Consider the following 21,338-nt stretch of genomic DNA (forward strand, 5'->3'; position numbering starts at 1 on the left):
CAATGAATTTGACGCAGCGTTGCAAAAATTAGAGCAGGTCCAGACAGTCCCGATGCCGGCATTTTCCCGTTTCCTGCGCTACTTCATGGCGGTCGGCCGCCTCGGCTCGATCCGCAAGGCCGCCGACGAGCTGAACGTGTCCGCCTCCGCCATCGACCGGCAGATCCTGAACGTCGAAGCCGAACTGGGCCTCCCGCTGTTCGAGCGGCTGCCCACCGGCCTGCGGCTCACCGCGGCCGGGGAGATGATGATGGCCTCCGGCGCCCACTGGCAGCAGGGCATGGCCAGCCTGCGCGGACGGATAGAGGACTTGCGCGGACTGAAGCGGGGCCACGTCGACATCGCGGTGATCGATGCCCTGGCGACGGGCCATGTCCCTGCGACGCTCCACGCCATCCAGCAGCGCTATCCGGGCATCACCCTGGGCATCAAGGTGCTGGGCAACGACGCGGTCCGGCGGGCGGTGATCGACGGATCGGTGGATTGCGGCATCCTGTTCGAGCCGCAGTCCTACCGCGACCTTTCGGTCCGCGCCTTCACCGAAGTAGTGCTGGGCTTCGTCACGCCGCCCGGCCATCCTTTTGCCGCCCTGCCCGAGGCGCGCTTCTCGATCTGCGCGGACGAGCCGATGATCATCCCGGCCGAGCCGCTGGCGGTCTATCAGCAGATCGCCGTGCTGGAAGGGGCGACCGGGATCGCCCTGACGCGCAAGGCGAGTTCGGACAATATCCAGATGATCACCGCGCTGGTCACGCAGGGTGCCGGGGTGGGCGTGCTCACTTCGCTGGATGTCCGCACCGAAGTGCAGCGGGGCAGCCTGGCATTCACCCGCATCTCCGATTCGCTGCTGCGGCCGATGACCCTGGCGCTCTGCACGGCCTCGGCGCGCACGCCGTCTTATGCCGCGAACTTGGTGATCGGCGAATTCGAGCACGGATTTGCCGCGCTTGGCCATGCTGCTTCAACGGCTTAGGCCCCGCCCGGCCTCTGCGGGAAGCCCAGGCGGCATCGCGCGATTGCGGATTTCGCAAGAACGCGGTAACCGGAGCAGCTTCCTCCCCACATTCGCGTTCAGGATTTGCCCCGCATGAGTGAAGCTTCCGAGCCGCAGCTCCATTATCTCGAGTATTACGAAGACTTCCTTGCCAAGGTTCGCCAGCTTTCACGGCAGGTGCAGCAGGGCGAGTGGAAGCCCGAATTCGTCATCGGCCTCGGCCGCGGCGGATTGGTTCCGGCCGTCTATATCTCGCACCAGCTGTCGCTGCCGATGCTGTCGATCGACCATTCGTCCAAGATTCCCGGCTTCGCCGACGAACTGCTGGCGAAAGTCGCAGCGATGAGCGCCGAGGGCACGCGCATGCTGTTCGTGGACGACATCAACGACACCGGCGGCACCATCGAATATATCCGCAGCCAGCTGACCGAAGGCGGCTGCGACCACGGAAACTTGCGCTTCGCGGTGGTGATCAACAACAAGAGTTCCAAGGTCGGCGTCGACCTCTGGGCCGAAGTGATCGACCGTACCGACGACAAGCGCTGGTTCGTGTTCCCCTGGGAATCGGTGGGCACGCGCGAAAGCATCGTCGAGGAAGCGCTTTCGGTGCCCGAACGCCTGGCCTGAAGCCGGGGGTCATGCCACGGGGCTTCCTCCTGGCTTCATGACCTCCAGCAATCCGGCGTCGTCCATCTCCGCCAGGTCCAGCATGGCGCGGTAGGGATCGCCCTCCAGCCCGAGCACTTGCGCAAAGGCGGGCTCGGTCTTCGCGCCTGCCCTCCGCGCCGCCAGGACCGCGTCCCGGAACGCCGTGCCGCCTAGGCCGAGCAGCCGCTGCTCCACCGTGAAGTGGCGCCAGCCGTGCTGCCCGGCGACCGGCCGCGCCTGGCCGAATATCTCGAATGGCAGCCCTTCCACCGAGAACGTGGCCACCACCGGGCGGTCCGCCTTGCGCCACTGCCGCATGGCGAAATGTTCGAAACGTCCGCACTCCGCCCACAGGGCCGCGGCGAACAGGTCGGGATCGGGAGCGTGGCAGAGCACGTCGATGTCGCTGCCGGGAACCGCCAGGCCGAGCGGGAACGTCCCGGCGACATGCGGATCGAACCAGGCGAGCCGCAGGAGAATGCCGCTCGCCGCCAGGGCCGCCTGCCAGTCCGGCCCCCTCAGCGATGCGCCTCCAGATAGGCTTCCAGCCGGTCGAGATTGGCCGCGACGGCCTCGGCCGGCAGGAACGAGCCGGTGAAGCTGTTGCGCGCCAGGGTTCCCAGCGCTGCCTTGCCCAGACCGCGGGCCGCCGCGACGGCGCGGTAATTGTCAGCCACGTAGCCGCCGAAGTAGGCCGGATCGTCGGAATTGATCGTGGCCTTGAGGCCGTGAGCGAGCATCGCGTCGATCGGGTGATCGGCCAGGTCGTCCACCACGCAGAGCTTGTGGTTGGAGAGCGGGCAGACGGTCAGCGTCATTTCCTCGCGAACCAGGCGCGCGATCAGCGCGGGGTCTTCCAGCGCGCGGTTGCCGTGATCGATGCGGTGGACGCCCAGCAGGTCGAGCGCCTGATGGACATATGCGGGCGGGCCTTCCTCGCCGGCATGGGCGGTGATCCTGAGGCCCTTTTCGCGCGCGGCGGCGAAGACCCGCGCGAATTTCTCGGGCGGGTGGCCGACTTCGGAAGAATCCAGCCCCACGGCCTCGATCCGGTCGAGCCAGGGCTCCGCCTCGGCCAGAGTGGCGAAGGCGGCTTCCTCGGAGAGATGGCGCAGGAACGAGAGGATCAGGCTGCTGGTCATGCCATGCTCGGCATGGGCGGCCTCCATGGCGGAGAGCAGGCCCTCGATCACTTCGGCGAAGGGCACGCCGCGGTCTGTGTGGGTCTGGGGGTCGAACATCAGTTCGGCGTGCACCACCCCGTCCGCCGCCGCACGGGCGAAGTAGGCGGCGGCGAGGTCGTGAAAGTCCTGCCGCGTCAGCAGCACGTTGGCGCCCGCGTAGTAGATGTCGAGGAAGTCCTGCAGGTTCGAGAAGTCGTAGGCGGCACGCACTTCTTCCACCGTGGCGAAGGGGATCGACACGCCGTTGCGCTCGGCCAGGGCGAACATGAGTTCGGGCTCCAGGCTGCCTTCGATGTGGAGGTGAAGCTCGGCCTTGGGCAGGCCGGCGATGAAGCTGTCGAGATCGGTCATGTCTTGTCCCTGTTCCAGGCGCAGCGGCCCAGCAGATAAGTGCGCGCCACGGCGCGGTCGTCGCCCAGCACCTGCAACGCGAAGAGCCGCTCTGCAAGTCCGGCGTCGCGGGTGCGGCGCGCGAGCAGCGGGGTCGCGCAGGGGTCCAGCACCACGAAATCGGCTTCCTGTCCCACGTCCAGCCGTCCCACGCGGTCGCCGATGTGGAGCAGCGCCGCGCTTCCCCCGGTCGCCAGCCAGAGGGCGCGGAACGGGTCGAGCGCCGTGCCTTTCATTTGCGCCGCCTGATAGGCGATGCCCTGGGTGTGGAGCAGCGAGAACGTCGTGCCCGCCCCCACGTCCGTGCCGAGGCCCAGACGCAGGCCGTGCCGGTCTGCCTGCCCGAAATCGAAGCAGCCGGAACCGAGGAACAGGTTCGAACTGGGGCAGACCGCGATCCCCGCCCCGCTTTCGTGGAGCCGGTGGCAGGCCCTCTCCGACAAGTGCACCCCATGCGCGAAGACCGCGCGGTCCGTGAGGAGGCCGAAGCGGTCGTAGGCGTCGAGGTAGTCCGCCGCTTCGGGAAAGCGCGCCGCCACTTCCGCGCATTCGCGCAAGTTCTCGGCCAGGTGGGTGTGAAGCAGCACCTCGGGATGCTCGGCCAGGAGCGCACCGGCATCGGCAAGCTGCGTGTCGGAGCAGGCCAGCGCGAAACGCGGCGTGACGGCGTAGCCCAGCCGCCCCCGGCCGCGCCAGCGGCGGATCAGCGCCTCGGTTCCGGCCCGGCCCGACGCGGGCGTGTCACGCAGCCCTTCGGGGCCGAGGTCCATCAGCACTTTTCCGGAGACGATCCGCATGTTCCGCGCCAGCGCCGCCTCGAACAGGGCATCGACCGACTGTTCGTGGACCGTGGGATAGACCAGCGCGCTGGTCGTGCCGTTCCTCAGCAGTTCGTCGAGGAAGAAGGCCGCCACGACATCGGCGTGGGCCTTGTCGGCAAAGGCCTTTTCGGCCGGGAAGATGTGGCGTTCCAGCCAGTCGAGCAATTGCTCGCCATGCGCGGCGATGCGGTCGGTCTGGGGGTAGTGGACATGGGCGTCGACGAACCCCGGCACGACGAGGCCGGGCAGCGTCTCCACCGGCACTTGCCCGTAGCGTCCGGCCAGTTCGGCATAGGCCCCGCGCGCGGCGATCACCCCGTCCTCGACCACCAACAGCCCGTCGGGCTCGTGACGGATCGCGGCGGGATCGTCCTGGGGGTCATGGGAAACGGAGAGGATTTCGGCGCGGAAGGCTTGGATCATCCGCCTTGTCCTAGCGGGCGAACGGCACGAAGGCGAGCGCCGACGCGCCGCTTACCGCGTGACGCCCCGTTCACCCGCCCGCCAGCCAGGCGAAGCGAGCGACGAAGAGCAGCGCCAGAACCAGCAGGAACCAGTCCTTCCGCTGGATCGTGCCGCGCACCAGCTTGAGCAAGGCATGGGCGGTGATGCCGAACGCCAGGCCGTTGGCGATGGAGAAAGTGAAAGGGATCATCGCCACGGTCAGGAAGGCCGGGATCGCCGCCAGCGGGTCTTCCCATTCCACTTCGGTCAGCGGCAGCAACATGAGCCCGCCAACGATGATCAGCGCCGGTGCAGTCGCCGCCAGCGGAATGACCTGGGCATAAGGCGCCACGAACAGGGTGGCGAGGAACAACAGGCCGGTCACCACCGCGGTCAGTCCGGTGCGCCCGCCCGCCTGCACACCTGCCGCGCTTTCGACATAGCTGGTCACCGTGCTTGTCCCGGCCATCGAACCGACGATGGTGGCCGCGGCGTCAGTCACGAGAATACGGTTGAGCCGCGGGATCCGCCCCTGCCCATCCATCAGCCCGGCCCGCTTGGTCACGGCCACGAGGGTGCCGATATTGTCGAACAGGTCGACGAAGAGAAAGACGAAGAGGATCTCGAACAGGCCCAGCCCATGGCTGCCCGAAAGCCCGAAGACGCCGGCAAGGTCCAGCTTGAAGGCCGTGCCGGTCAGGGCGTCCAGCGAATAGGGCTCGGGATGGACAGAGACCATGCCGCAGAGCCAGCCGAGCGCGGTCGTGGCGAGGATGCCGATCAGCATGGCGCCGCGCACGTTCCACACGGACAGCGCGCCGATCAGCACCAGTCCGAACAGGGCCAGCATGGCGCCGGGCTCTCTCAGGTTTCCGAGCGCGACGAAAGTCGCCGGATCGGCAACCACGATGCCGGCGCTCTTCAGCCCCACGAAGCCGATGAACAGGCCGATCCCCCCGGCCACCGCCGCGAAGAGATAGTGCGGGATCGCGGCGATGATGAGCTGCCGCACGCCCGTGACGGTTAGTGCCAGGAAGGCCACGCCCGACAGGAACACGCAGCCCAGCGCCACCGGCCAGGGCACGTCCATCTGCTGCACCACGGTGAAGCTGAAATAGGCATTGAGCCCCATGCCGGGCGCCAGCGCCAGCGGCGTATTGGCCACCAGCCCCATGAGGATGGAGGCAAAAGCCGCCGCAAAACAGGTCGCCGCCGCCACCGAGGCCACCGGCATGCCCGCCGCGCCCAGGATCGCAGGGTTCACCAGCACGATATAGGCCATCGTCAGGAAGGTCGTCATGCCCGCCAGGACTTCGGTGCGGGCGGTGGTTCCCCGCTCCTTCAGCGCAAACCAGCGTTCCAGCGCGCCATCCGGCGGAGTGCCCGGTTCGAATTGCGTTTCGGTGCGCGTCACGTTCTCGTCCCCAACAGTTCGCGCGGCCGCGCGCGGCTGCGACGGCTTTCGGCCGGTGGAGTCCTATCGGCAATTGCCGGAGGCGGCGCAACGGGCTTCGACGGTCTTGCCCGATCGCTGGCCGACTATTCCCGGCCGAGACCGCCGGGATGGAGGATCAGCGCTCGTTCACCCATTCGCGCCGCAGGGCGGGCCCGGCCAGGCTCATCAGCAGGGCCGCGAGTAAATAGAGGCCCAGGCCCAGGAGCATGGAATAGCGCAGCGATTCCGCGCCATAGACCGGCGCCAGCGCCTTGGACAGCGCGCCGAGTGCGTAGATTCCGCCGCCCAGGCCGATGAGGTTGTTGATCAGCAGGAACAGGGCCGAAGCCGTCGCGCGGGCGGGCGGCTCGACGAGGTGCTGCACCGCGCTCGTCACCGGGCCGAGCCAGACATAGGCCAGCGCCTGCGGCAGCAGGAACAGCACGAAGGCGAGCGGCACGCTGGAGGTCCAGATCCCGCCCGCGAACAGCGGCACGGCCACGACATAGGCCATCGCCGGAACCCGCCCGTACCAGGCGCGGTCGGCGCGGCCGAGCCGGTCCGCAAGGAGGCCGCCGGCCAGCACCCCCACGGTCCCGCCGATCAGCAGGACCGCGCCGATGAACCAGGATGTTTGGACGAGGTCCAGCCCGAAACTGCGCTGGAGCAGGCTGGGCAGCCAGAAGGCCAGGCCATAGCCCAGCATCGAGCTGGAAGCCGCGCCGAAGCTCAGCAGCCAGAAGGCGCGCTTGCGGGCAAGCAGCGCCGCCACTTCCCCGAAGCGCACGGACGGCGCCATGCCCGGCGCGGGGCGGGGCTGGTCCCGAACCACGAACTTGAACAGCGGCGCGATCAGCAGGCCGGCAAGGCCCACCGCCACGAAAGCCGCGCGCCAGTCCACCCGCGCCGCGACATAGCCTCCGGCCAGCACGCCGGCCGCCGAGCCGAGCGGGATGCCCAGCGAATAGACCGAAAGCGCGAAAGCCCGCCGCTCGCTGGGGAAGTGATCGCCGATCACCGCATAGGACGGCGCCACGCCGCCCGCCTCTCCCACACCGACGCCGAGCCGGGCGAGGAAGATATGCCAGAAGCCGGTGGCCGCGCCGCACAGCGCGGTGAACAGGCTCCAGACCACCATGGAACCGGTAATGACCCAGGACCGGCTGGTCCGGTCGGCCAGCCAGGCCAGCGGGACTCCCAGCGTCGAATAGAGCATGGCGAAGGCGAGGCCGCCCAGCATGCCCATCTGCGCATCGTCGAGGCCCAGGTCCTTCTGGATCGGCGCGGCCAGGATCGCCAGGATCTGGCGGTCCACGAAGTTGAAGATGTAGACCAGCAGCAGCATCGCCAGCACCAGCCGGGGCGAGGCCGACCTGCGGGCAGTTCCGGTGGATTGCCGGTGGGAGAGGTCATCGTGCATCGTCAGTCTCTTTCGTCATCCCGGACGGGATCCGGGACCACCATCGGTGGACAGCCCGCTTTTCGGCAAGATGCCCTGTTGCCCCATCGCGCGGAAGACCGGGGCCTGAAGACGTCAGGGTCCGCCGGATCAAGCCCGCGACGACGGGACATGCTCGCGCAGGAAGGCGGAAATCGCAGCCAGGGCCGGCAGTTCGTCCAGCATCGGCGCATGGCCCACGCGCGGCACCTCGACCGCCGCGAACGGCCCCGCATGGCGCTGCGCCATGTCCCGCACGGTCTGGGCGGAAAGGAGATCGGAGAGCGCCCCGCGCACGACCAGCACGGGCGCCCCTTCCAGCAGGTCCCACAAGGGCCAGAGATCGGCGGGAACCGTCTGCGGATCGTCACCGTCGATGCTCTTCGCGATCGCGGGATCGTAGGCGAAGGACACGGTGCCGTCCGGGTTTTCACGGCAGGTCCGATGGGCGAAGGCCAGCCAGTCCGGGCCGCCGAAATCCGGGAACGCCACGCCGTTGACCGCGCGGCATCGCGCCGCCGCCGCCTTCCACGATGCCATCGTGCCGCCCGGCCCGACATAGCCCTGGATGCGCGCCAGCCCGGCCGGGTCCAGCACGGGGCCGATGTCGTTGAACACGAAGCCGCTGGCGAGGTCCGGCCGCAGGGCGTTCATCACCATGGACATCAGCCCGCCCATCGACGTGCCGATCAGGCAGGCCCGCGCGATGCCGAGCCCGTCCAGCAGCGCGAGCATGTCCTGCGCGTAGACGTCGGGCCGGTACTGCGCGGGATCCGGGTCCCATTCGGAAAGCCCCCTGCCCCGCTGGTCCGGCACGATCAGCCGGTAACGCCCGGCGAGGTGCGCGGCGAGGGGCTCGAAATCCGCGCTGTTGCGGGTGAGGCCATGCATCAGCAGCAGGTCCGGCGCGCCGACCTCGTGCGCAGGATAGTCCCGCGCGGCCAGTTCGAGCCTCCCGCAGGCGCTGCGGTAGCGGTGGAGGCGGTATTCCATGGCGGGCCTTGTCCTTTCGCCCCATGCCGGGCCGAACGATGGCAGGATGACGGGCCTCATCTTCCCCGGACGAGGCCCGCCCGGCGTGATCAGAATTCCAGCGTCCCGGTAACGAAGACCTGGCGCGGATTGCCGTAGAATGCCGTCAGCGTACCCTCCCTGCCGAGGGTCGGGATCAACCCGCCCGCGGGATTGCGCAGGATCGCCCCCGTCACCGGGTCGGCCCCGATGAAGGTATAGCCCGAAGTCTTGTATTCCTTGTCGAGAATGTTCTTGCCGTGGACGCCCAGGCTCCAGCGGCCGCCGGGCGCGGTATAGACCAGGCTGGCGTCGAGCAGCGTATAGCCCTTCTGGTCGATATAGGGGTTCGGGATCTCGAACTGGTAGGTCTTGCTGCGGTAGGACAGCGTGGTGTTGAACGACACATCGCCTTCGCCCACCGGCGCGTTGTAGGCCAGGGTCGCGCTGCTGGTCCACTTGGGCGTGTTCTGGACCTTGCGGAACTCCGCGACGTCGACCGGCCCCTGGCCCGCAATCTGGGTGATGTATTCCTTGTAGCGGGCATTGATGTAGCCCACCGAACCGGACAGGTTCACGCGGTCTCCCGAAGTCGCCAGGTTCTGCGCGAGCCGGGCATTGGCCTCGAACTCCACGCCGTCGATCTTCGCCTTGCCGGCATTGGTGATGACACCGCAGAAAGTCGGGATGCCGTTGACCGTGCAGCCCGAGGAGCCGGGGATCTGCACGTCCTTGTAGTCCATGTGGAAGGCCGCCAGCGCCAGGTAGAGGCCGCCGCCGAACAGGTTGCCCTTGTAGCCGACCTCGTAGCTGTCCACCGATTCCGGCTTGAAGCTGAGGTAGTCGGCCACTTCGCTGTCTTCGCGAATGCCGTCGCCATTGGTGTCCGGCGCGTTCACGCCGACGCCGCGCGGATCGAAGCCGCCGCCCTTGAAGCCCTGCGAGAAGCTGGCGTAGAGGTTGTGGTCCGGTGTCGGCTTGAAGCTGAGCGAGGCGCGCGGGGTGAACTTCTTGAACACCGCCTTGCCCGAGAAGTCGGTGCCGGGCGCTCCGAAAGCCACGCCAAGCCCGCCGAACACCGGAGAGCCGCCGCCGAGGTAGTTCTGCCGCAGGATCTGCGCCTTGCGCTCGTCCCAGGTATAGCGGCCGCCGACCGCGAGGCTGAGCTGGTCGGTGAAGTCGAACGTGAAATCGCCGAAGATGGCCCAGGTGCTGGTGTCGACGTCGGCCTGGGTATAGGCGGTCAGCCCGTTGACGGTGGTGAACAGGCGCACGTCGAAGGCCGTGTCCGCCTTGGCCCCCAGGTAATAGGCGCCGATCATGCCCTGCAGCCAGCTGCCGTTGTCGTAGAGCAGCTGGAATTCCTGGCTGACCTGCTCGTTGTTGTAGAAGGCCGGCACGTCGACATCGATGGCGGGCAAGGCGTCGAAGTCGATCGGCGAGGCGCTCTTGTCCTTGCGCCAGGCGCTGATCGAGCGGAACGTCAGGGCATCCGTCAGCTCGGCGCTGGCGTTGATGGCCAGGCCGTAAGCCTTCACGTCCTGCCTGGGATCGACCAGCCCGCCCTGGCTGTCGAACACGTCGTCCAGCACCGGCGTGCCCGAGACCATGCCAGGGATCAGGCGATGGCCGCCGCGCGAGTTGGACTTGTCGCGCGAATAATCGCCGGAGATGCGGATCAGCACGGGCTGGCCCTTGCCGCCGATCTCGACCGTGCCGCGTCCGGCCCAGATGTCCTTGTTGTAGTTCTCCTCGCCCGTGGTCAGGTTCTTGCCGAAGCCACCGCGCGAAAGGCGTGCCACCGATCCGCCGACGCGGACGAGGTCCGTGATCGGGGTGGAAACGGTCAGCACGCCGTCGGCCTGGTCGTAAGTGCCGTAAGTGCCGCGCAGCTTGAGCGAGAAATGGTCGGGCAGTTCGCGCGTGACGTACTTCACCGCGCCGCCGATGGTGTTGCGCCCGTAAAGCGTGCCCTGCGGGCCGCGCAGCACTTCGATGCGCTCGACGTCGTAGATGTCTAGCACAGCGGCCTGCGGGCGGTTGAGGTAGACGTCGTCGAGATAGATGCCCACGCCCTGCTCGAAGCCGGACACCGGATCCTGCTGGCCGATGCCGCGAATGAAGGCGGACAGGGTGGAGTTGGTCCCGCGCGAGACTTCCAGCGTCACGTTCGGGGTGGTCTGCGCGATGTCGGTGATGTCGAGCGCGCCGGACTTGGCCAGTTGGTCTCCGCTGAAGCTGGTCACGGCGATCGGCACGTCCACCAGGCGTTCCTCGCGGCGGCGGGCGGTGACGACGATCTCTCCGGTGCCAAGGTCCTGTGCGGCGGCTGGAGCGGCAGGCTGGCCAGCGGCCCGGTCGGGGCTGGCGTCCTGGGCAAGGGCCGGTTCGGCCAGGCCGAATGCAGCCGCCCCGATCGCGGCCGCAAGCGCCAGATAGCTCGAACCCATGCCGCCGTTACGCGCCTTGTGCATCGCTGAAACTCCCAATGAACCTTTATCTTGTCCGCCCTCCATATTGAAACATGAACCGTCTTTCAACATTGAAGATTTGCCACGGGCTCGATGAGGGTCTAACTGTGCTTTCGTGACCACAGATAGCGCCAAGCCATCGCCCTCGGCCCACCGGGACAGCGCACCCGAGCCGGCCATTTCGGCCAAGGTCCCGCGCACGGAGCGCGGGCGGCGCACCTTGCGGAAACTGCTGGATGCTGCCGCCATCGAATTCGGGGAGCGCGGCTTTCACGAAGCCTCGATCACCGGCATCACCACCCGCGCCGGCACCGCGCTGGGCAGCTTCTACACGTACTTCGATTCCAAGGACGAGATCTTCCGTGCGCTGGTAGACGATCTCTCCGGCAAGGTACGCCATGCCGCGCGTGAGGCGCTGGAAGAGCCCCTGCCCGCGCTCGACGCCGAAAAGGCCGCGCTCACCGCGTTCCTGCGCTTCGCCCGCGAGCACAAGGAAATCTACCGCATCATCGACGAGAGCGAATTCGTCGATCCAGCCAGCTTCCGCATCCACTACGAATCCACCGCCCACCGCATCCGCGAGCGCCTGACCGACGGCGCCCGCAAGGGCGAACTGCGCGAGGGGCTGGGCGAGGCCCATGCCTGGGCGATCATGGGCATGAACGTGTTCCTCGGGCTGCGTTATGCCGTCTGGTCGAACGACGGCACGCCGGAGGAACTGGCGGATCTTGCCAATTCGATCCTGCGCGAAGGGATCATGGCGCGGGACGGGGCGGTACAGGATGAGGCCGGTCAGGATGAGGCCAGTCAGACCGAACGCAGTCAGGACGAAGACTGACGCTTCCCCCGTTATTCTGTTTGGGCGCCCTCGATGCCGACCCGGCCCCTTCGACATTCGGCCGGACGTTAACTTCCGTCCCTCGTCAGTCCCCTTGCGGGACAGCGCCCGCAGCGGACTGGCAATCGCGGCGGGTTTCCGCAATGTTGAAATGGTGAAAGCCGCCGAACCGACAGGACAAACCCTCCCGTGAATGCCCGCCTCCTACTCGCCTCCGGCGTGCTTGCGATTGCCGTGATCGTCGGCGTCTTCGCGCTGTCGTCCTCGAAGCCGGTCGCCCCGGTTGCACGCATCGCCGCCGCCAACCCGGCCAGGACGCCTGCGCCTGCCGCCCAGACCTCCACGCAGCCCTCCGCCCAGCCCTCCACACCGCCCAAAGACGAGCCTTTCGTCATCAAGCGCATCCTGCCGATCGAGGGCGCCATCAAATATGGCGACTGGCACTGGGACGAAGCGGAAGTTCCCGCCGGTCCGATCGTCGTGACCGTGGACCTCGACGCGCGGGTGCTTTCGGTATTCCGGGGCGGCTACGAGATCGGCACGACCGCCGTCCTGCTCGGCACCGAGGACACGCCGACCCCGCTCGGCGTCTTCCCGATCACCGAGAAGGACAAGGACCACGTCTCCAACATCTACACCGGCGCACCGATGCCCTACATGCAGCGGCTGACCAACGACGGCATCACGCTCCACGGGTCCAAGGTCGAACTGGGCTACGCCAGCCACGGCTGCGTCGGCATGCCGGTGGACTTCGCGGCCAAGCTCTTCGCCACCACGAAGGTCGGCGACAAGGTCTATATCACGCGCGGCAAGCAGGTGGGCCTGGGCGACGATCTGGCGGGAGCCTGAACGCCGTCGCCCGTTTCCCCATGACCCTTGCGCACCTTGCCGCAATGCCCGAATGACGCCGCGACCATGACCGAGACCAGCCTCTACGACCGCATCGGCGGCGCGCCGACCATCGACGCTCTCGTCGACAGCTTCTACGCCCGCATGGACGCGCTGGCCGAAGCGCGCACGATCCGCGCGATGCACCCGCAGGACCTCGCGCCGCTGGGGCAAGTGCTGAAGGACTACCTCTCCGAATGGCTCGGCGGACCGGCGCTGTTCTCCCCGGTACGCGGCCATCCGCGCATGCGCCAGCGCCATATGCGCGTGGCGATCGACTCCGCCGCGCGCGATGCCTGGCTGCTCTGCATGCGCGGGGCCCTTGCCGAGACCGTGGCCGACGACGCGGCCCGCGCCGCCATCGACGATGCCATGGCCCGCCTGGCCGACTGGATGCGCAACGTGCCCGACAAGGAAGGGCCGGATCAGGACCCCGCCGAAACCACGATTAGCCAGAACTAATATCCTCTCAGGCCAATCCCCTTCGCCTTTCCTGCGGCTGGGGTCCTAGAATGACGGCCTGAAATTTTGATAATGCAGGAGAGCACGTGATGAGTGGTATCGTCGTCCAGAACATCGAGCGGGCCGATCCCGCGGTGATCGACGGCCTCGCCAAGTGCGGCGTCGCAACCGTCCACGAAGCCCAGGGCCGCACCGGCCTTCTCGCCAGCTACATGACCCCGATCTATCGCGGCGCGCGCATCGCCGGCTCGGCCGTGACCATCAGCGCGCCTCCGGGCGACAACTGGATGGTCCATGTCGCCATCGAACAGCTCAAGGAAGGCGACGTGCTGCTGCTCGCGCCGACCAGCCCTTGCGAGGACGGCTACTTCGGCGATCTCCTCGCCACCAGCGCCATCGCGCGCGGCTGCCGGGGCCTGATCATCGACGCGGGCGTGCGCGACGTGCGCGACCTGACCGAGATGGAATTCCCGGTCTGGTCCAAGGCGATCTACGCGCAGGGCACCGTCAAGAACACGCTCGGCTCGGTGAACGTGCCGGTCGTCTGCGCCAATGCCGCCGTGAACCCCGGCGACGTGATCGTGGCCGACGATGACGGCGTGGTCGTGGTGCCGCGCGAAAAGGCCGCCGAAGTGCTCGCCGCCGCGCAGGCCCGCGAAGCCAACGAAGGCGAAAAGCGCGAGAAGCTGGTCGCCGGCGTACTCGGCCTCGACATGTACAAGATGCGCGAGCGCCTGGAGAAGGAAGGCCTCAAGTATGTCTGAGCGGATCACCTCGTGGCATGCGGCCCCGAGCAAGCCGCTCTACACCCCGCCCGCAGGCGCCGTTGACGCGCATTGCCACGTCTTCGGCCCGATGGCTGAGTTCCCGTTCAGCGCCAAGGCCAAGTACCTCCCCGAGGACGCCGGGCCGGACAAGCTCTTCGCTTTGCGCGATCACCTGGGCTTCGCCCGCAACGTGATCGTGCAGGCCAGCTGCCACGGCACCGATAATGCCGCGACGCTCGACGCCATCGCCAAGTCCGATGGAAAAGCGCGCGGCGTCGCCGTGGTCGATCCGGCGATCTCGGATGCGGACCTCGCCAAGCTGCATGAAGGCGGCATTCGCGGCATTCGCTTCAACTTCCTGAAGCGCCTCGTCGACGATGCTCCGAAGGACAAGTTCCTCGAAGTCGCCGGTCGCCTGCCCGAGGGCTGGCACGTCGTGATCTACTTCGAAGCCGACATCCTCGACGAAATGCGCGCCTTCATCGACGCGATCCCGGTGCCGGTCGTCATCGACCACATGGGTCGCCCGGATGTGACCCAGGGCCCGGACGGCGTGGACATGAAGGCCTTCCGCGCCCTGCTCGACAGCCGCGAGGACGTCTGGTTCAAGGCCACCTGCCCCGACCGCCTCGACCCCACGAACGACCCGTGGGACAAGTTCGCCGAAGCGGTCGCGCCGCTGGTGGCGGACTATCCCGACCGCGTGATCTGGGGCACCGACTGGCCGCATCCGAACATGCAGGACAACATTCCCGACGACGGCCATCTGGTCGATATGATCCCCCGTATCGCGCCCACGGCCGAGCTTCAGCAGAAGCTACTGGTGACCAATCCGATGCGGTTGTACTGGCCGGGAGAGGTTTAAGCTGAGGGTGGGGCGAATTCCGGCCCCACAACTCCACACCTCGTCATTGCGAGCGTAGCGAAGCAATCCAGGGGCGGTCTTGCGCCGCTCTGGATTGCTTCGTCGGCTTCGCCTCCTCGCAATGACGAAGGAGTGGTGGGCGCTCGACAGCGGAAATGTACCGGCGCACGCCGCATTCGCGGTTAGCGCGCCGCTTGCGTCGGAAGACATCAAAGCCTCCACCGCAAGGAGCGCGCATCAGATAGGCGGCGCGCGGCGTAGACATTCCGAGGGTCCGGGGGATCATCCCCCGGAACTTCCCTTCTACTTCAGCCTTTCCGCATGCCAGCCAATATGCTCGGCCATGAAGCTGGAGATGAAGTAGTACGAATGGTCGTACCCCTCCTGCATCCGGATCGTCGCAGGCTGGCCAACCTCGGCGCAGACCTCTTCCAGCAGGTAAGTCTTGAGCTGCCCTTCCAGGAAGCCATCCGCCGTACCCTGATCCACCAGCAGGTCCGGCAGGCGAGCACCGTCCTCGATCAGCGCGCAGGCGTCGTATTCCCGCCAGGCCGCCCGGTCCGCACCGATATAGCCCGTCAGCGCCTTCTCCCCCCAGGGGCAGTTCAGAGGCGAGACGATCGGCGCGAAGGCGCTGACCGAACGGAAGCGTGAGGGATCGCGCAAAGCGATAGTCAGCGCGCCGTGGCCGCCCATCGAGTGGCCGGTGATGCCCTGCCGCGCCATGTCGGCGGGGAAGTGCTCGGCGATCACGGCGGGCAGTTCGATCTCCAGATAGGAGCGCATGCGGAAGTTCGCGCTCCACGGCGCCTGCGTGGCATCGACGTAGAAGCCCGCGCCCTTGCCGAAGTCGTAGCCTTCGTCGTCCGGCACGTCATCGCCGCGCGGGCTGGTATCCGGCGCGACGAGGATCACGCCGTGCTCGGCGCAGGCGCGGCGGAACTCGCCCTTTTCGGTGACGTTGGCGTGAGTGCAGGTGAGCCCCGAGAGATACCACAGCACCGGCAGCTTCGCGCCCGGAGCGTGCCCAGAAGCGACGTCCGGCACGAAGACCGAGAAGGTCATCGGCGTGCCCGTCTCGGCGGAGGCGTGGGTGTAGACACCCTGCACGCCCCCGAAGGCCTTGGCGGTCGAAACCGTCTCCATCAGAAGACGACGACCGAGCGGATCGACTTGCCTTCGTGCATCAGGTCGAAGGCGGTGTTGATCTCTTCCAGGCCCATGACGTGGGTGATCATGGGGTCGATCTCGATCTTGCCGGTCATGTACATGTCGACGATCTTCGGCACGTCGGTGCGGCCCTTGGCGCCGCCGAACGCGGTGCCGCGCCAGTTGCGCCCCGTTACAAGCTGGAACGGGCGCGTCTCGATGGTCTTGCCCGCTTCGGCCACGCCAATGATGATCGAAGTGCCCCAGCCGCGGTGGCAGGCTTCCAGCGCGGTGCGCATAACTTCGGTATTGCCGGTGGCGTCGAAGGTATAGTCCGCGCCGCCATCGGTCATCAGCACGATCTTGGCGACCACGTCCTCGCGGCTCATGCCCTTGGTGTTGAGGAAGTCGGTCATGCCGAAGCGGCGGCCCCATTCCTCGCGGTCGGGGTTGATGTCGACGCCGATGATCTTGTTCGCACCGGCAAGCCGCGCGCCCTGGATCACGTTGAGACCGATGCCGCCGAGGCCGAAGATCACCACGTTGTCACCCACCTGCACTTTGGCGGTGTTGATGACGGCGCCGACGCCGGTGGTGACGCCGCAACCGATGTAGCAGGACGACTGGAACGGCGCGTCTTCACGGATCTTGGCGACGGCGATTTCCGGCAGCACGGTGAAGTTCGAGAAGGTCGAGCAGCCCATGTAGTGGTAGATTGGCTGGCCCTTGTAGGAAAAGCGCGTGGTGCCGTCCGGCATCAGGCCCTTGCCCTGCGTGGCGCGGATCGCGGTGCAGAGGTTGGTCTTGCCCGAAAGGCACGACTTACACTGGCGGCATTCCGGGGTGTAGAGCGGGATCACATGGTCGCCCGGCACCACCGAAGTCACACCCGCGCCCACTTCGCGCACGATGCCGGCGCCTTCGTGGCCGAGCACGCTGGGGAAGATCCCCTCGCTGTCGAAACCGTCCAGCGTATAGGCATCGGTGTGGCAGATCCCGGTCGCCATGATCTCGACCAGAACCTCGCCCGGCTTGGGGCCTTCGAGGTCCAGTTCGACGATTTCGAGCGGCTTCTTGGCCTCGAAGGCGACGGCGGCGCGGGTCTTCATGGGGTATGCTCCTAAATCTCTGAAGGCCTTTGTAGGACCGCGCCTTGCTGTGATAAAGCGGCCAGTCTGAAAAGGATTATAACCATACGGGGACAATGATGCTCGGCCAGTGGGACGGGATCGAGGAGTTCGTGATCGTGGCGCGGCTCGGCAGCTTCACCCAGGCGGCCGAGGCCTACGGCGCGTCGGTCACGCATATGAGCCGGGCGCTGGCGCGGCTGGAGGGGCGCCTGCAGGTCCACCTCCTGCACCGCACCACGCGCTCGCTGCGGCTGACGGAAACGGGGCAGATCTTCCTCGAAACCTGCCGCCGCCTGATCGAGGAGCGCGACGAGGCCATCGCCGCCATCACCGCGCAAGGCGAGCCGCGCGGGCACCTGCGGGTGACGTGTTCCTATGCGCTGGGCGAGAAGTTCGTGGCGCCGCTGGTGCGCGAACTGTCGCAGGCCTATCCGGCGATTTCGGTGACGCTGGACCTCGACAACGGCCTCGTCGACCTGATCGCCGATGGCTACGATCTGGCGATCCGCACCGGGCACCTCGAAGACTCCCGGCTGGTGGCGACACGGGTGGCATCGCGCGCGCTGGTCACCCTCGCCTCCCCTGCCTACCTCGACGCGCACGGGCGCCCTGCTGATATCGCGGAGCTTTCCCGCCACGAATGCCTCGTGGGCTCGGCGGTGCAGTGGCATTTCCGGGGCGGCAAGACCTTTCGGCCGCAAGGGCGCTGGCGCTGCAACAGCGGCAATGCCCTGCTCGAAGCGGCGCTGGCCGGCATGGGCGTGTGCCAGTTGCCGGCGTTCTACCTGGGGGATCACGTCACGACGGGGCGGCTGGAGCCCGTGCTTGCCGCGCTGGCTCCGGAAGAGGAGCCGATCTGGGCGGTCTATCCCCAGCGGCGCCACCTCTCGCCCAAAGTGAGCGCGCTGGTGGCGCACTTGCGCGCGGAGCTTCCGACCAGACTGGCCAGGGCGAGCGCCTGATCGTCGTCCCGGACCCCATCCGGGACGACGCAAGGGGGCTTAGCCGATTACCAGCGGCGGCGTGCCGCCTTCTTCCACATCGTCATTGGCATGTTCGACGGGATCGTCGATCGTCGGTTCGGGAACGCGGAAATAGCCGTGCCGCTCCGCCCGCTCGCCGATCTGCTGGCTCGACGTCAGGCTGATCAGCCAGGGCGAGGCCAGCAGGCCCAGCGTCAGCGGCGAGAGCCAGAGCGCCGTCACCGGGTCGATGAAGGCCGTGGCCGCGAAGACCAGACCGAGCGCTATGTGTTCCTTCAGATCCGGCAGCACTTCGCGCACGGAAATGCGGCGGGCATCGCGCTCCTGCGTGTTCCAGTGCGCGGGGATGCCCAGGGCCAGGCCGAACAGCGCCTTGACCTGCATGACCATGGTCACCGGCGCCAGCAGGATCGCCAGCGGCACTTCCAGCGCCACCGAGCGCAGAACGCCGCCGAAGCCGCCGAAGCTGCGGCGACGCGTCCTGTCGGCCAGAACCCAGATCGTGCCCATCAGCTTCGGCCCGAACAGCAGCAGCACGGTCAGCCAGAGCACGCTCGGCGGCGTGCCGACGCCGAGGAGCTGCCCGCCCTTGCTGGCGGCCGCCTGGACGATCGAGGTGATGAGCAGCAGCAGCCAGCCCGGCGAGGTGAGATAGGCCGAGGCGCCGATCAGCAGGTGCAGGCGGCTGGCCCAGTGCAGGCCAGAGGCGTCGAGCAGGCGCATGTGCTGGAGGTTGCCCTGCATCCAGCGCCGGTCGCGGATGGCGTGATCGACGATGGTGGGCGGGAATTCCTCGTAGCTGCCGTCGATCATCACCATGTGCACGGCCCAGCCGCGCCGGCGCAGCAGGGCGGATTCGAGCATGTCGTGGCTGAGGATGTGCCCGCCGAACGGCGGCTTGCCCGGGAGTTCCGGCAAGCCGCAGGAATCCGCGAAAGCCCGCGTGCGAACGATGGCGTTATGGCCCCAGAAGTTTGATTCCGCGCCCGACCACCAGAGCAGCCCGGCCGAGGCGATCGGCCCGTAGGCTTCGCTCGCGAAGCGCATCCAGCGCTGGAACACGGTCTGCGCATTGATGATCATCGGCACGGTCTGGAGCAGGCCGATCGAGGGCCGCTCCTCCATGATCGCCGCCATGCCGACGATGGCATCCCCGCTCATCAGCGAATCGGCATCGAGGATCAGCATGTTCTCATAAGCGCCGCCGAAGCGCTGGACCCATTCGGCGATATTGCCGGGCTTGCGCGCGATGTTCTTCTCGCGGCGGCGATAATAGACGTTGATCGGCGCTTCCGCCGCGATCTCGCGCCAGGCCGCTTCCTCGCGCTTGCCGTGGAAGGCGTTGGAATCGCTGAGGACGAAGAAATCGATCCATTCGGCCGCGCCCGAAGCTGCGATCGAATTGGTCATGGCCCGGACGCGGCCGAAGGTGGCTTCCACGCTTTCGTTGTAGACCGGCATGAGCACGGCCGTGCGATGGCGCAGCGAGGAGGCAGGGCTGGGAATCGCGGTGAAACCGGGATGCTTGCCGCTGATGAGCTGCAGGAAACCGATGGTGGACGTGACGAAGCCGAAGGAAATCCAGCAGAACAGCGGCACGAAGAACAGCAGCAGGATCACTTCGATCACGTCCAGCCCGTCGCGGGAGAACGCGAAACGCACTTCGCTGGAGGCGGCCAGGCCGATCGTGGCGGTGAGCGCGATCAGCAGCAGGCGCTTGACCAGCATGCCGTGCGGGCTGGTCGGCACGGCGATGGTGCCGGGCGCGATCCCGTCGAGATCCTGGACCGGCATGGCCAGTGGCGCTTCGGGCGGGAGCGGATGCAAGGCGCGGTTCATGGCTGGACTCCCTGGATCACCGTTTCACTGAGCGCCTGCTCCCCGCGCTTCAGATATACCCTGAATTCGGGCGAGGGGACAGCGGAAGGCCGCACGTCCAGCGTCACGCGCCAACGCCCCTCCTGCCCGGCCACCGGATAGGCGGCGGAATGGAGCAGAGCCTTGGCGGGAAGATTGGTGTCCGCCGTCACGCCGCTGTCGCGCGTCAGGCCCTTCAGCGCCGGCCCTTCGAAATCGAACACGAACTTGCGGGCTTCCTGCGTTGTCGGCGTGTCGCCCGGTCGTCCCGCCGCACCTTGCCAGCTATCGACGCAGCGCGCCGCTGCGCCTGCACCCGTGGCGACACTGGGATCCTGCGAGGTCCAGGTGAGGCGATAAGAGAAGTCGCGGCTCTGCCCTGCCCTGGCGGGTTGGTCGGAGACCCAGAAGGCGGCGATATTGTCCTGCGTCTCGGCATCGGTGGGCATGCGGTAGAGCATCACGGTGCCGGCGCCCCAGTCGCCCTGGGGTTCGATCCAGAGCGAAGGGCGGCGGTCGTAGAAGGCCCCGTCGTCCTGGTAATGGTCGAAGGCCTGGTCGCGCTGGAGCAGGCCGAAGCCCTTCACATGGTCCGCGCGCATGGCATTGGTGCGGTTCACCGAGGGGTTGGAGAGCGGCACCCAGATGCGCTCGCCGCTCCCGGACCAGAGCGCAAGACCGTCGGAATCGTGGATCTCCGGGCGCCAGTCTCGCCGCTTGGCGGAATCGGACTGGTCGTACCAGAACATGCTGGTCATGGGCGCGGCGCCCAGCCGCTCGATGTCGCGGCGGAAGAAGAGCGAGACCCTAACGTCCTGCGTCACCGCCGCGCCGGACGCGCCCTTGCGGCAATCGAAGGCATAGGCGCCGGTGAGACTCGGTCCGTCGAGCAGCGCATGGATGCAGACGTGGTCGGCGCCGAGATTCTCTATCCAGAAGGCCGTGAAGGAGGGAAATTCCTCCGCCTTGGGCAGTCCCGTGTCGACGGCGATGCCGCGCGCCGAAAGGCCGTACTGATCGCGCGAGCCGGACGCGCGGAAGTAGGAAGCGCCGAGATAGGCCATCCAGTCCGAATGCTGTTCGGCGGTCATCACGCGGAAACCGGCGGGATCGCCCTGCTTGCCGCCCACGAACAGCCCTCGGGCATCGATCAGCTCGCGCGCGGAGCCGCCCTCCACCAGATGCAGCTTCACCGCATGGGGCGACGTGCCGCGCGCGGTGGGAAACAGGCGGACATTGCCGCCGAGCGCCTGGGCCTGGCCATATGTCAGCTTGCCCACGGCATCGAAGTCGGCCACGGCGTGGGGCGAGGTCTGCGGCTCGGCCCAGGAACGGGCGGCCAGGGCGCGGGCCTGCTCTACCAGGATATCCCAGGAAAACGGCTTGGGCGCGGCGAATTTGGGTTGCACCGCAGCCTCGGCCAGGCGCGGAAAGGCGGCAAGACCCGCCATCAGCGCCAGGAGCCCGGAAAACTCACGGCGAGCCAGCGAGCGTTCCGTAACGGGAACGCCGGCTTCCAGCCCCACTTCTGGGCTCTCGCCCCTCATGTTCGTTCGGTTCATG

General features: G+C 67.3%; 19 protein-coding genes. 8 read left to right on the forward strand and 11 right to left on the reverse strand.

Annotation, left to right across the window (positions count from 1 at the left end):
* Nucleotides 1-52: 52 nt before the first annotated feature.
* Together EDF57_RS17080 and EDF57_RS17085 are read left to right on the forward strand one after the other, a co-directional pair.
* Nucleotides 53-973, forward strand: coding sequence for a LysR family transcriptional regulator (locus tag EDF57_RS17080; RefSeq protein ID WP_134095125.1), 921 nt, complete (start codon nucleotides 53-55; stop codon nucleotides 971-973).
* 114 nt (nucleotides 974-1,087) lie between these two features.
* Nucleotides 1,088-1,621 (forward strand): phosphoribosyltransferase family protein, encoded by a 534-nt coding sequence (locus EDF57_RS17085; RefSeq protein WP_134095126.1) that lies wholly within the window; start codon nucleotides 1,088-1,090, stop codon nucleotides 1,619-1,621.
* Nucleotides 1,622-1,630: 9 nt separating this feature from the next.
* Here the strand turns inward: EDF57_RS17085 and EDF57_RS17090 are convergent, their stop codons facing one another.
* From EDF57_RS17090 to EDF57_RS17120, 7 genes are all read right to left on the reverse strand, one after another.
* Nucleotides 1,631-2,164 (reverse strand): DUF4269 domain-containing protein, encoded by a 534-nt coding sequence (locus tag EDF57_RS17090; protein ID WP_134095127.1) that lies wholly within the window; start codon nucleotides 2,162-2,164, stop codon nucleotides 1,631-1,633.
* Nucleotides 2,161-3,177, reverse strand: coding sequence for an adenosine deaminase (locus EDF57_RS17095; protein ID WP_134095128.1), 1,017 nt, complete (start codon nucleotides 3,175-3,177; stop codon nucleotides 2,161-2,163). The genes EDF57_RS17090 and EDF57_RS17095 overlap by 4 nt, the downstream gene beginning before the upstream one ends.
* Nucleotides 3,174-4,460 (reverse strand): guanine deaminase, encoded by a 1,287-nt coding sequence (guaD, locus tag EDF57_RS17100; protein ID WP_134095129.1) that lies wholly within the window; start codon nucleotides 4,458-4,460, stop codon nucleotides 3,174-3,176. The genes EDF57_RS17095 and guaD overlap by 4 nt, the downstream gene beginning before the upstream one ends.
* A 70-nt stretch (nucleotides 4,461-4,530) precedes the next feature.
* A complete protein-coding gene (locus EDF57_RS17105) occupies nucleotides 4,531-5,844 on the reverse strand; it encodes an NCS2 family permease (RefSeq protein WP_279587446.1) in 1,314 nt (437 codons plus the stop codon).
* Nucleotides 5,845-6,052: 208 nt separating this feature from the next.
* Nucleotides 6,053-7,336, reverse strand: coding sequence for an MFS transporter (locus EDF57_RS17110; protein WP_134095131.1), 1,284 nt, complete (start codon nucleotides 7,334-7,336; stop codon nucleotides 6,053-6,055).
* 129 nt (nucleotides 7,337-7,465) lie between these two features.
* Nucleotides 7,466-8,347: an alpha/beta hydrolase gene (locus tag EDF57_RS17115; RefSeq protein ID WP_134095132.1), complete on the reverse strand. Its 882-nt coding sequence runs from the start codon at nucleotides 8,345-8,347 to the stop codon at nucleotides 7,466-7,468.
* A gap of 89 nt (nucleotides 8,348-8,436) precedes the next feature.
* Nucleotides 8,437-10,839, reverse strand: coding sequence for a TonB-dependent receptor (locus EDF57_RS17120; RefSeq protein WP_243841117.1), 2,403 nt, complete (start codon nucleotides 10,837-10,839; stop codon nucleotides 8,437-8,439).
* Nucleotides 10,840-11,014: 175 nt separating this feature from the next.
* Here EDF57_RS17120 and EDF57_RS17125 point away from each other — a divergent pair, with 175 nt between their 5' ends.
* The 5 genes from EDF57_RS17125 (at nucleotide 11,015) to EDF57_RS17145 (ending at nucleotide 14,656) form a co-directional block, all read left to right on the forward strand.
* Complete coding sequence (locus EDF57_RS17125) at nucleotides 11,015-11,674, forward strand: TetR/AcrR family transcriptional regulator (protein WP_134095196.1); 660 nt, start codon at nucleotides 11,015-11,017, stop codon at nucleotides 11,672-11,674.
* A 189-nt stretch (nucleotides 11,675-11,863) separates the two neighbouring features.
* A complete protein-coding gene (locus tag EDF57_RS17130) occupies nucleotides 11,864-12,523 on the forward strand; it encodes a L,D-transpeptidase family protein (RefSeq protein WP_134095133.1) in 660 nt (219 codons plus the stop codon).
* Nucleotides 12,524-12,589: 66 nt separating this feature from the next.
* Nucleotides 12,590-13,024: a group II truncated hemoglobin gene (locus EDF57_RS17135; RefSeq protein WP_134095134.1), complete on the forward strand. Its 435-nt coding sequence runs from the start codon at nucleotides 12,590-12,592 to the stop codon at nucleotides 13,022-13,024.
* A gap of 89 nt (nucleotides 13,025-13,113) precedes the next feature.
* Nucleotides 13,114-13,788 carry a 4-carboxy-4-hydroxy-2-oxoadipate aldolase/oxaloacetate decarboxylase gene (ligK, locus tag EDF57_RS17140; protein ID WP_134095135.1) on the forward strand — a complete coding sequence of 225 codons (675 nt, stop codon included), beginning with the start codon at nucleotides 13,114-13,116 and terminating at the stop codon, nucleotides 13,786-13,788.
* Nucleotides 13,781-14,656, forward strand: coding sequence for an amidohydrolase family protein (locus tag EDF57_RS17145; RefSeq protein ID WP_134095136.1), 876 nt, complete (start codon nucleotides 13,781-13,783; stop codon nucleotides 14,654-14,656). The genes ligK and EDF57_RS17145 overlap by 8 nt, the downstream gene beginning before the upstream one ends.
* A 303-nt stretch (nucleotides 14,657-14,959) precedes the next feature.
* Here the strand turns inward: EDF57_RS17145 and fghA are convergent, their stop codons facing one another.
* Nucleotides 14,960-15,802 (reverse strand): S-formylglutathione hydrolase, encoded by an 843-nt coding sequence (gene fghA, locus EDF57_RS17150; RefSeq protein ID WP_134095137.1) that lies wholly within the window; start codon nucleotides 15,800-15,802, stop codon nucleotides 14,960-14,962.
* The gene (locus EDF57_RS17155) at nucleotides 15,802-16,914 is read right to left on the reverse strand and encodes an S-(hydroxymethyl)glutathione dehydrogenase/class III alcohol dehydrogenase (protein WP_134095138.1); all 1,113 of its coding nucleotides are present in this window, start codon (nucleotides 16,912-16,914) and stop codon (nucleotides 15,802-15,804) included. Before EDF57_RS17155 ends, fghA begins: the two co-directional genes overlap by 1 nt.
* Before the next feature lie 95 nt (nucleotides 16,915-17,009).
* On the opposite strand from EDF57_RS17155, the gene EDF57_RS17160 reads away from it, so the two are divergent.
* A complete protein-coding gene (locus tag EDF57_RS17160) occupies nucleotides 17,010-17,897 on the forward strand; it encodes a LysR substrate-binding domain-containing protein (RefSeq protein ID WP_134095139.1) in 888 nt (295 codons plus the stop codon).
* Between the two features lie 39 nt (nucleotides 17,898-17,936).
* Here EDF57_RS17160 and mdoH read toward each other — a convergent pair whose 3' ends face one another.
* A complete protein-coding gene (gene mdoH, locus EDF57_RS17165; RefSeq protein ID WP_132261699.1) occupies nucleotides 17,937-19,757 on the reverse strand; it encodes a glucans biosynthesis glucosyltransferase MdoH in 1,821 nt (606 codons plus the stop codon).
* Nucleotides 19,754-21,322 carry a glucan biosynthesis protein gene (locus EDF57_RS17170; RefSeq protein WP_134095140.1) on the reverse strand — a complete coding sequence of 523 codons (1,569 nt, stop codon included), beginning with the start codon at nucleotides 21,320-21,322 and terminating at the stop codon, nucleotides 19,754-19,756. Before EDF57_RS17170 ends, mdoH begins: the two co-directional genes overlap by 4 nt.
* Nucleotides 21,323-21,338 lie beyond the last annotated feature (16 nt).

Source organism: Novosphingobium sp. PhB55 (assembly GCF_004368805.1).
GTDB lineage: Bacteria > Pseudomonadota > Alphaproteobacteria > Sphingomonadales > Sphingomonadaceae > Novosphingobium.

Bases quoted from the DNA above. Each gene is read 5' to 3' on its own strand.
- EDF57_RS17085 (WP_134095126.1), top strand. From the start codon at position 1,088: ATGAGTGAAGCTTCCGAGCCGCAGCTCCATTATCTCGAGTATTACGAA.
- ligK (WP_134095135.1), top strand. From the start codon at position 13,114: ATGAGTGGTATCGTCGTCCAGAACATCGAGCGGGCCGATCCCGCGGTG.
- guaD (WP_134095129.1), bottom strand. From the start codon at position 4,460: ATGATCCAAGCCTTCCGCGCCGAAATCCTCTCCGTTTCCCATGACCCC.
- EDF57_RS17110 (WP_134095131.1), bottom strand. From the start codon at position 7,336: ATGCACGATGACCTCTCCCACCGGCAATCCACCGGAACTGCCCGCAGG.
- EDF57_RS17170 (WP_134095140.1), bottom strand. From the start codon at position 21,322: ATGAGGGGCGAGAGCCCAGAAGTGGGGCTGGAAGCCGGCGTTCCCGTT.
- EDF57_RS17095 (WP_134095128.1), bottom strand. From the start codon at position 3,177: ATGACCGATCTCGACAGCTTCATCGCCGGCCTGCCCAAGGCCGAGCTT.
- mdoH (WP_132261699.1), bottom strand. From the start codon at position 19,757: ATGAACCGCGCCTTGCATCCGCTCCCGCCCGAAGCGCCACTGGCCATG.
- EDF57_RS17080 (WP_134095125.1), top strand. From the start codon at position 53: ATGCCGGCATTTTCCCGTTTCCTGCGCTACTTCATGGCGGTCGGCCGC.
- EDF57_RS17115 (WP_134095132.1), bottom strand. From the start codon at position 8,347: ATGGAATACCGCCTCCACCGCTACCGCAGCGCCTGCGGGAGGCTCGAA.
- EDF57_RS17145 (WP_134095136.1), top strand. From the start codon at position 13,781: ATGTCTGAGCGGATCACCTCGTGGCATGCGGCCCCGAGCAAGCCGCTC.
- fghA (WP_134095137.1), bottom strand. From the start codon at position 15,802: ATGGAGACGGTTTCGACCGCCAAGGCCTTCGGGGGCGTGCAGGGTGTC.
- EDF57_RS17135 (WP_134095134.1), top strand. From the start codon at position 12,590: ATGACCGAGACCAGCCTCTACGACCGCATCGGCGGCGCGCCGACCATC.
- EDF57_RS17155 (WP_134095138.1), bottom strand. From the start codon at position 16,914: ATGAAGACCCGCGCCGCCGTCGCCTTCGAGGCCAAGAAGCCGCTCGAA.
- EDF57_RS17120 (WP_243841117.1), bottom strand. From the start codon at position 10,839: ATGCACAAGGCGCGTAACGGCGGCATGGGTTCGAGCTATCTGGCGCTT.
- EDF57_RS17160 (WP_134095139.1), top strand. From the start codon at position 17,010: ATGATGCTCGGCCAGTGGGACGGGATCGAGGAGTTCGTGATCGTGGCG.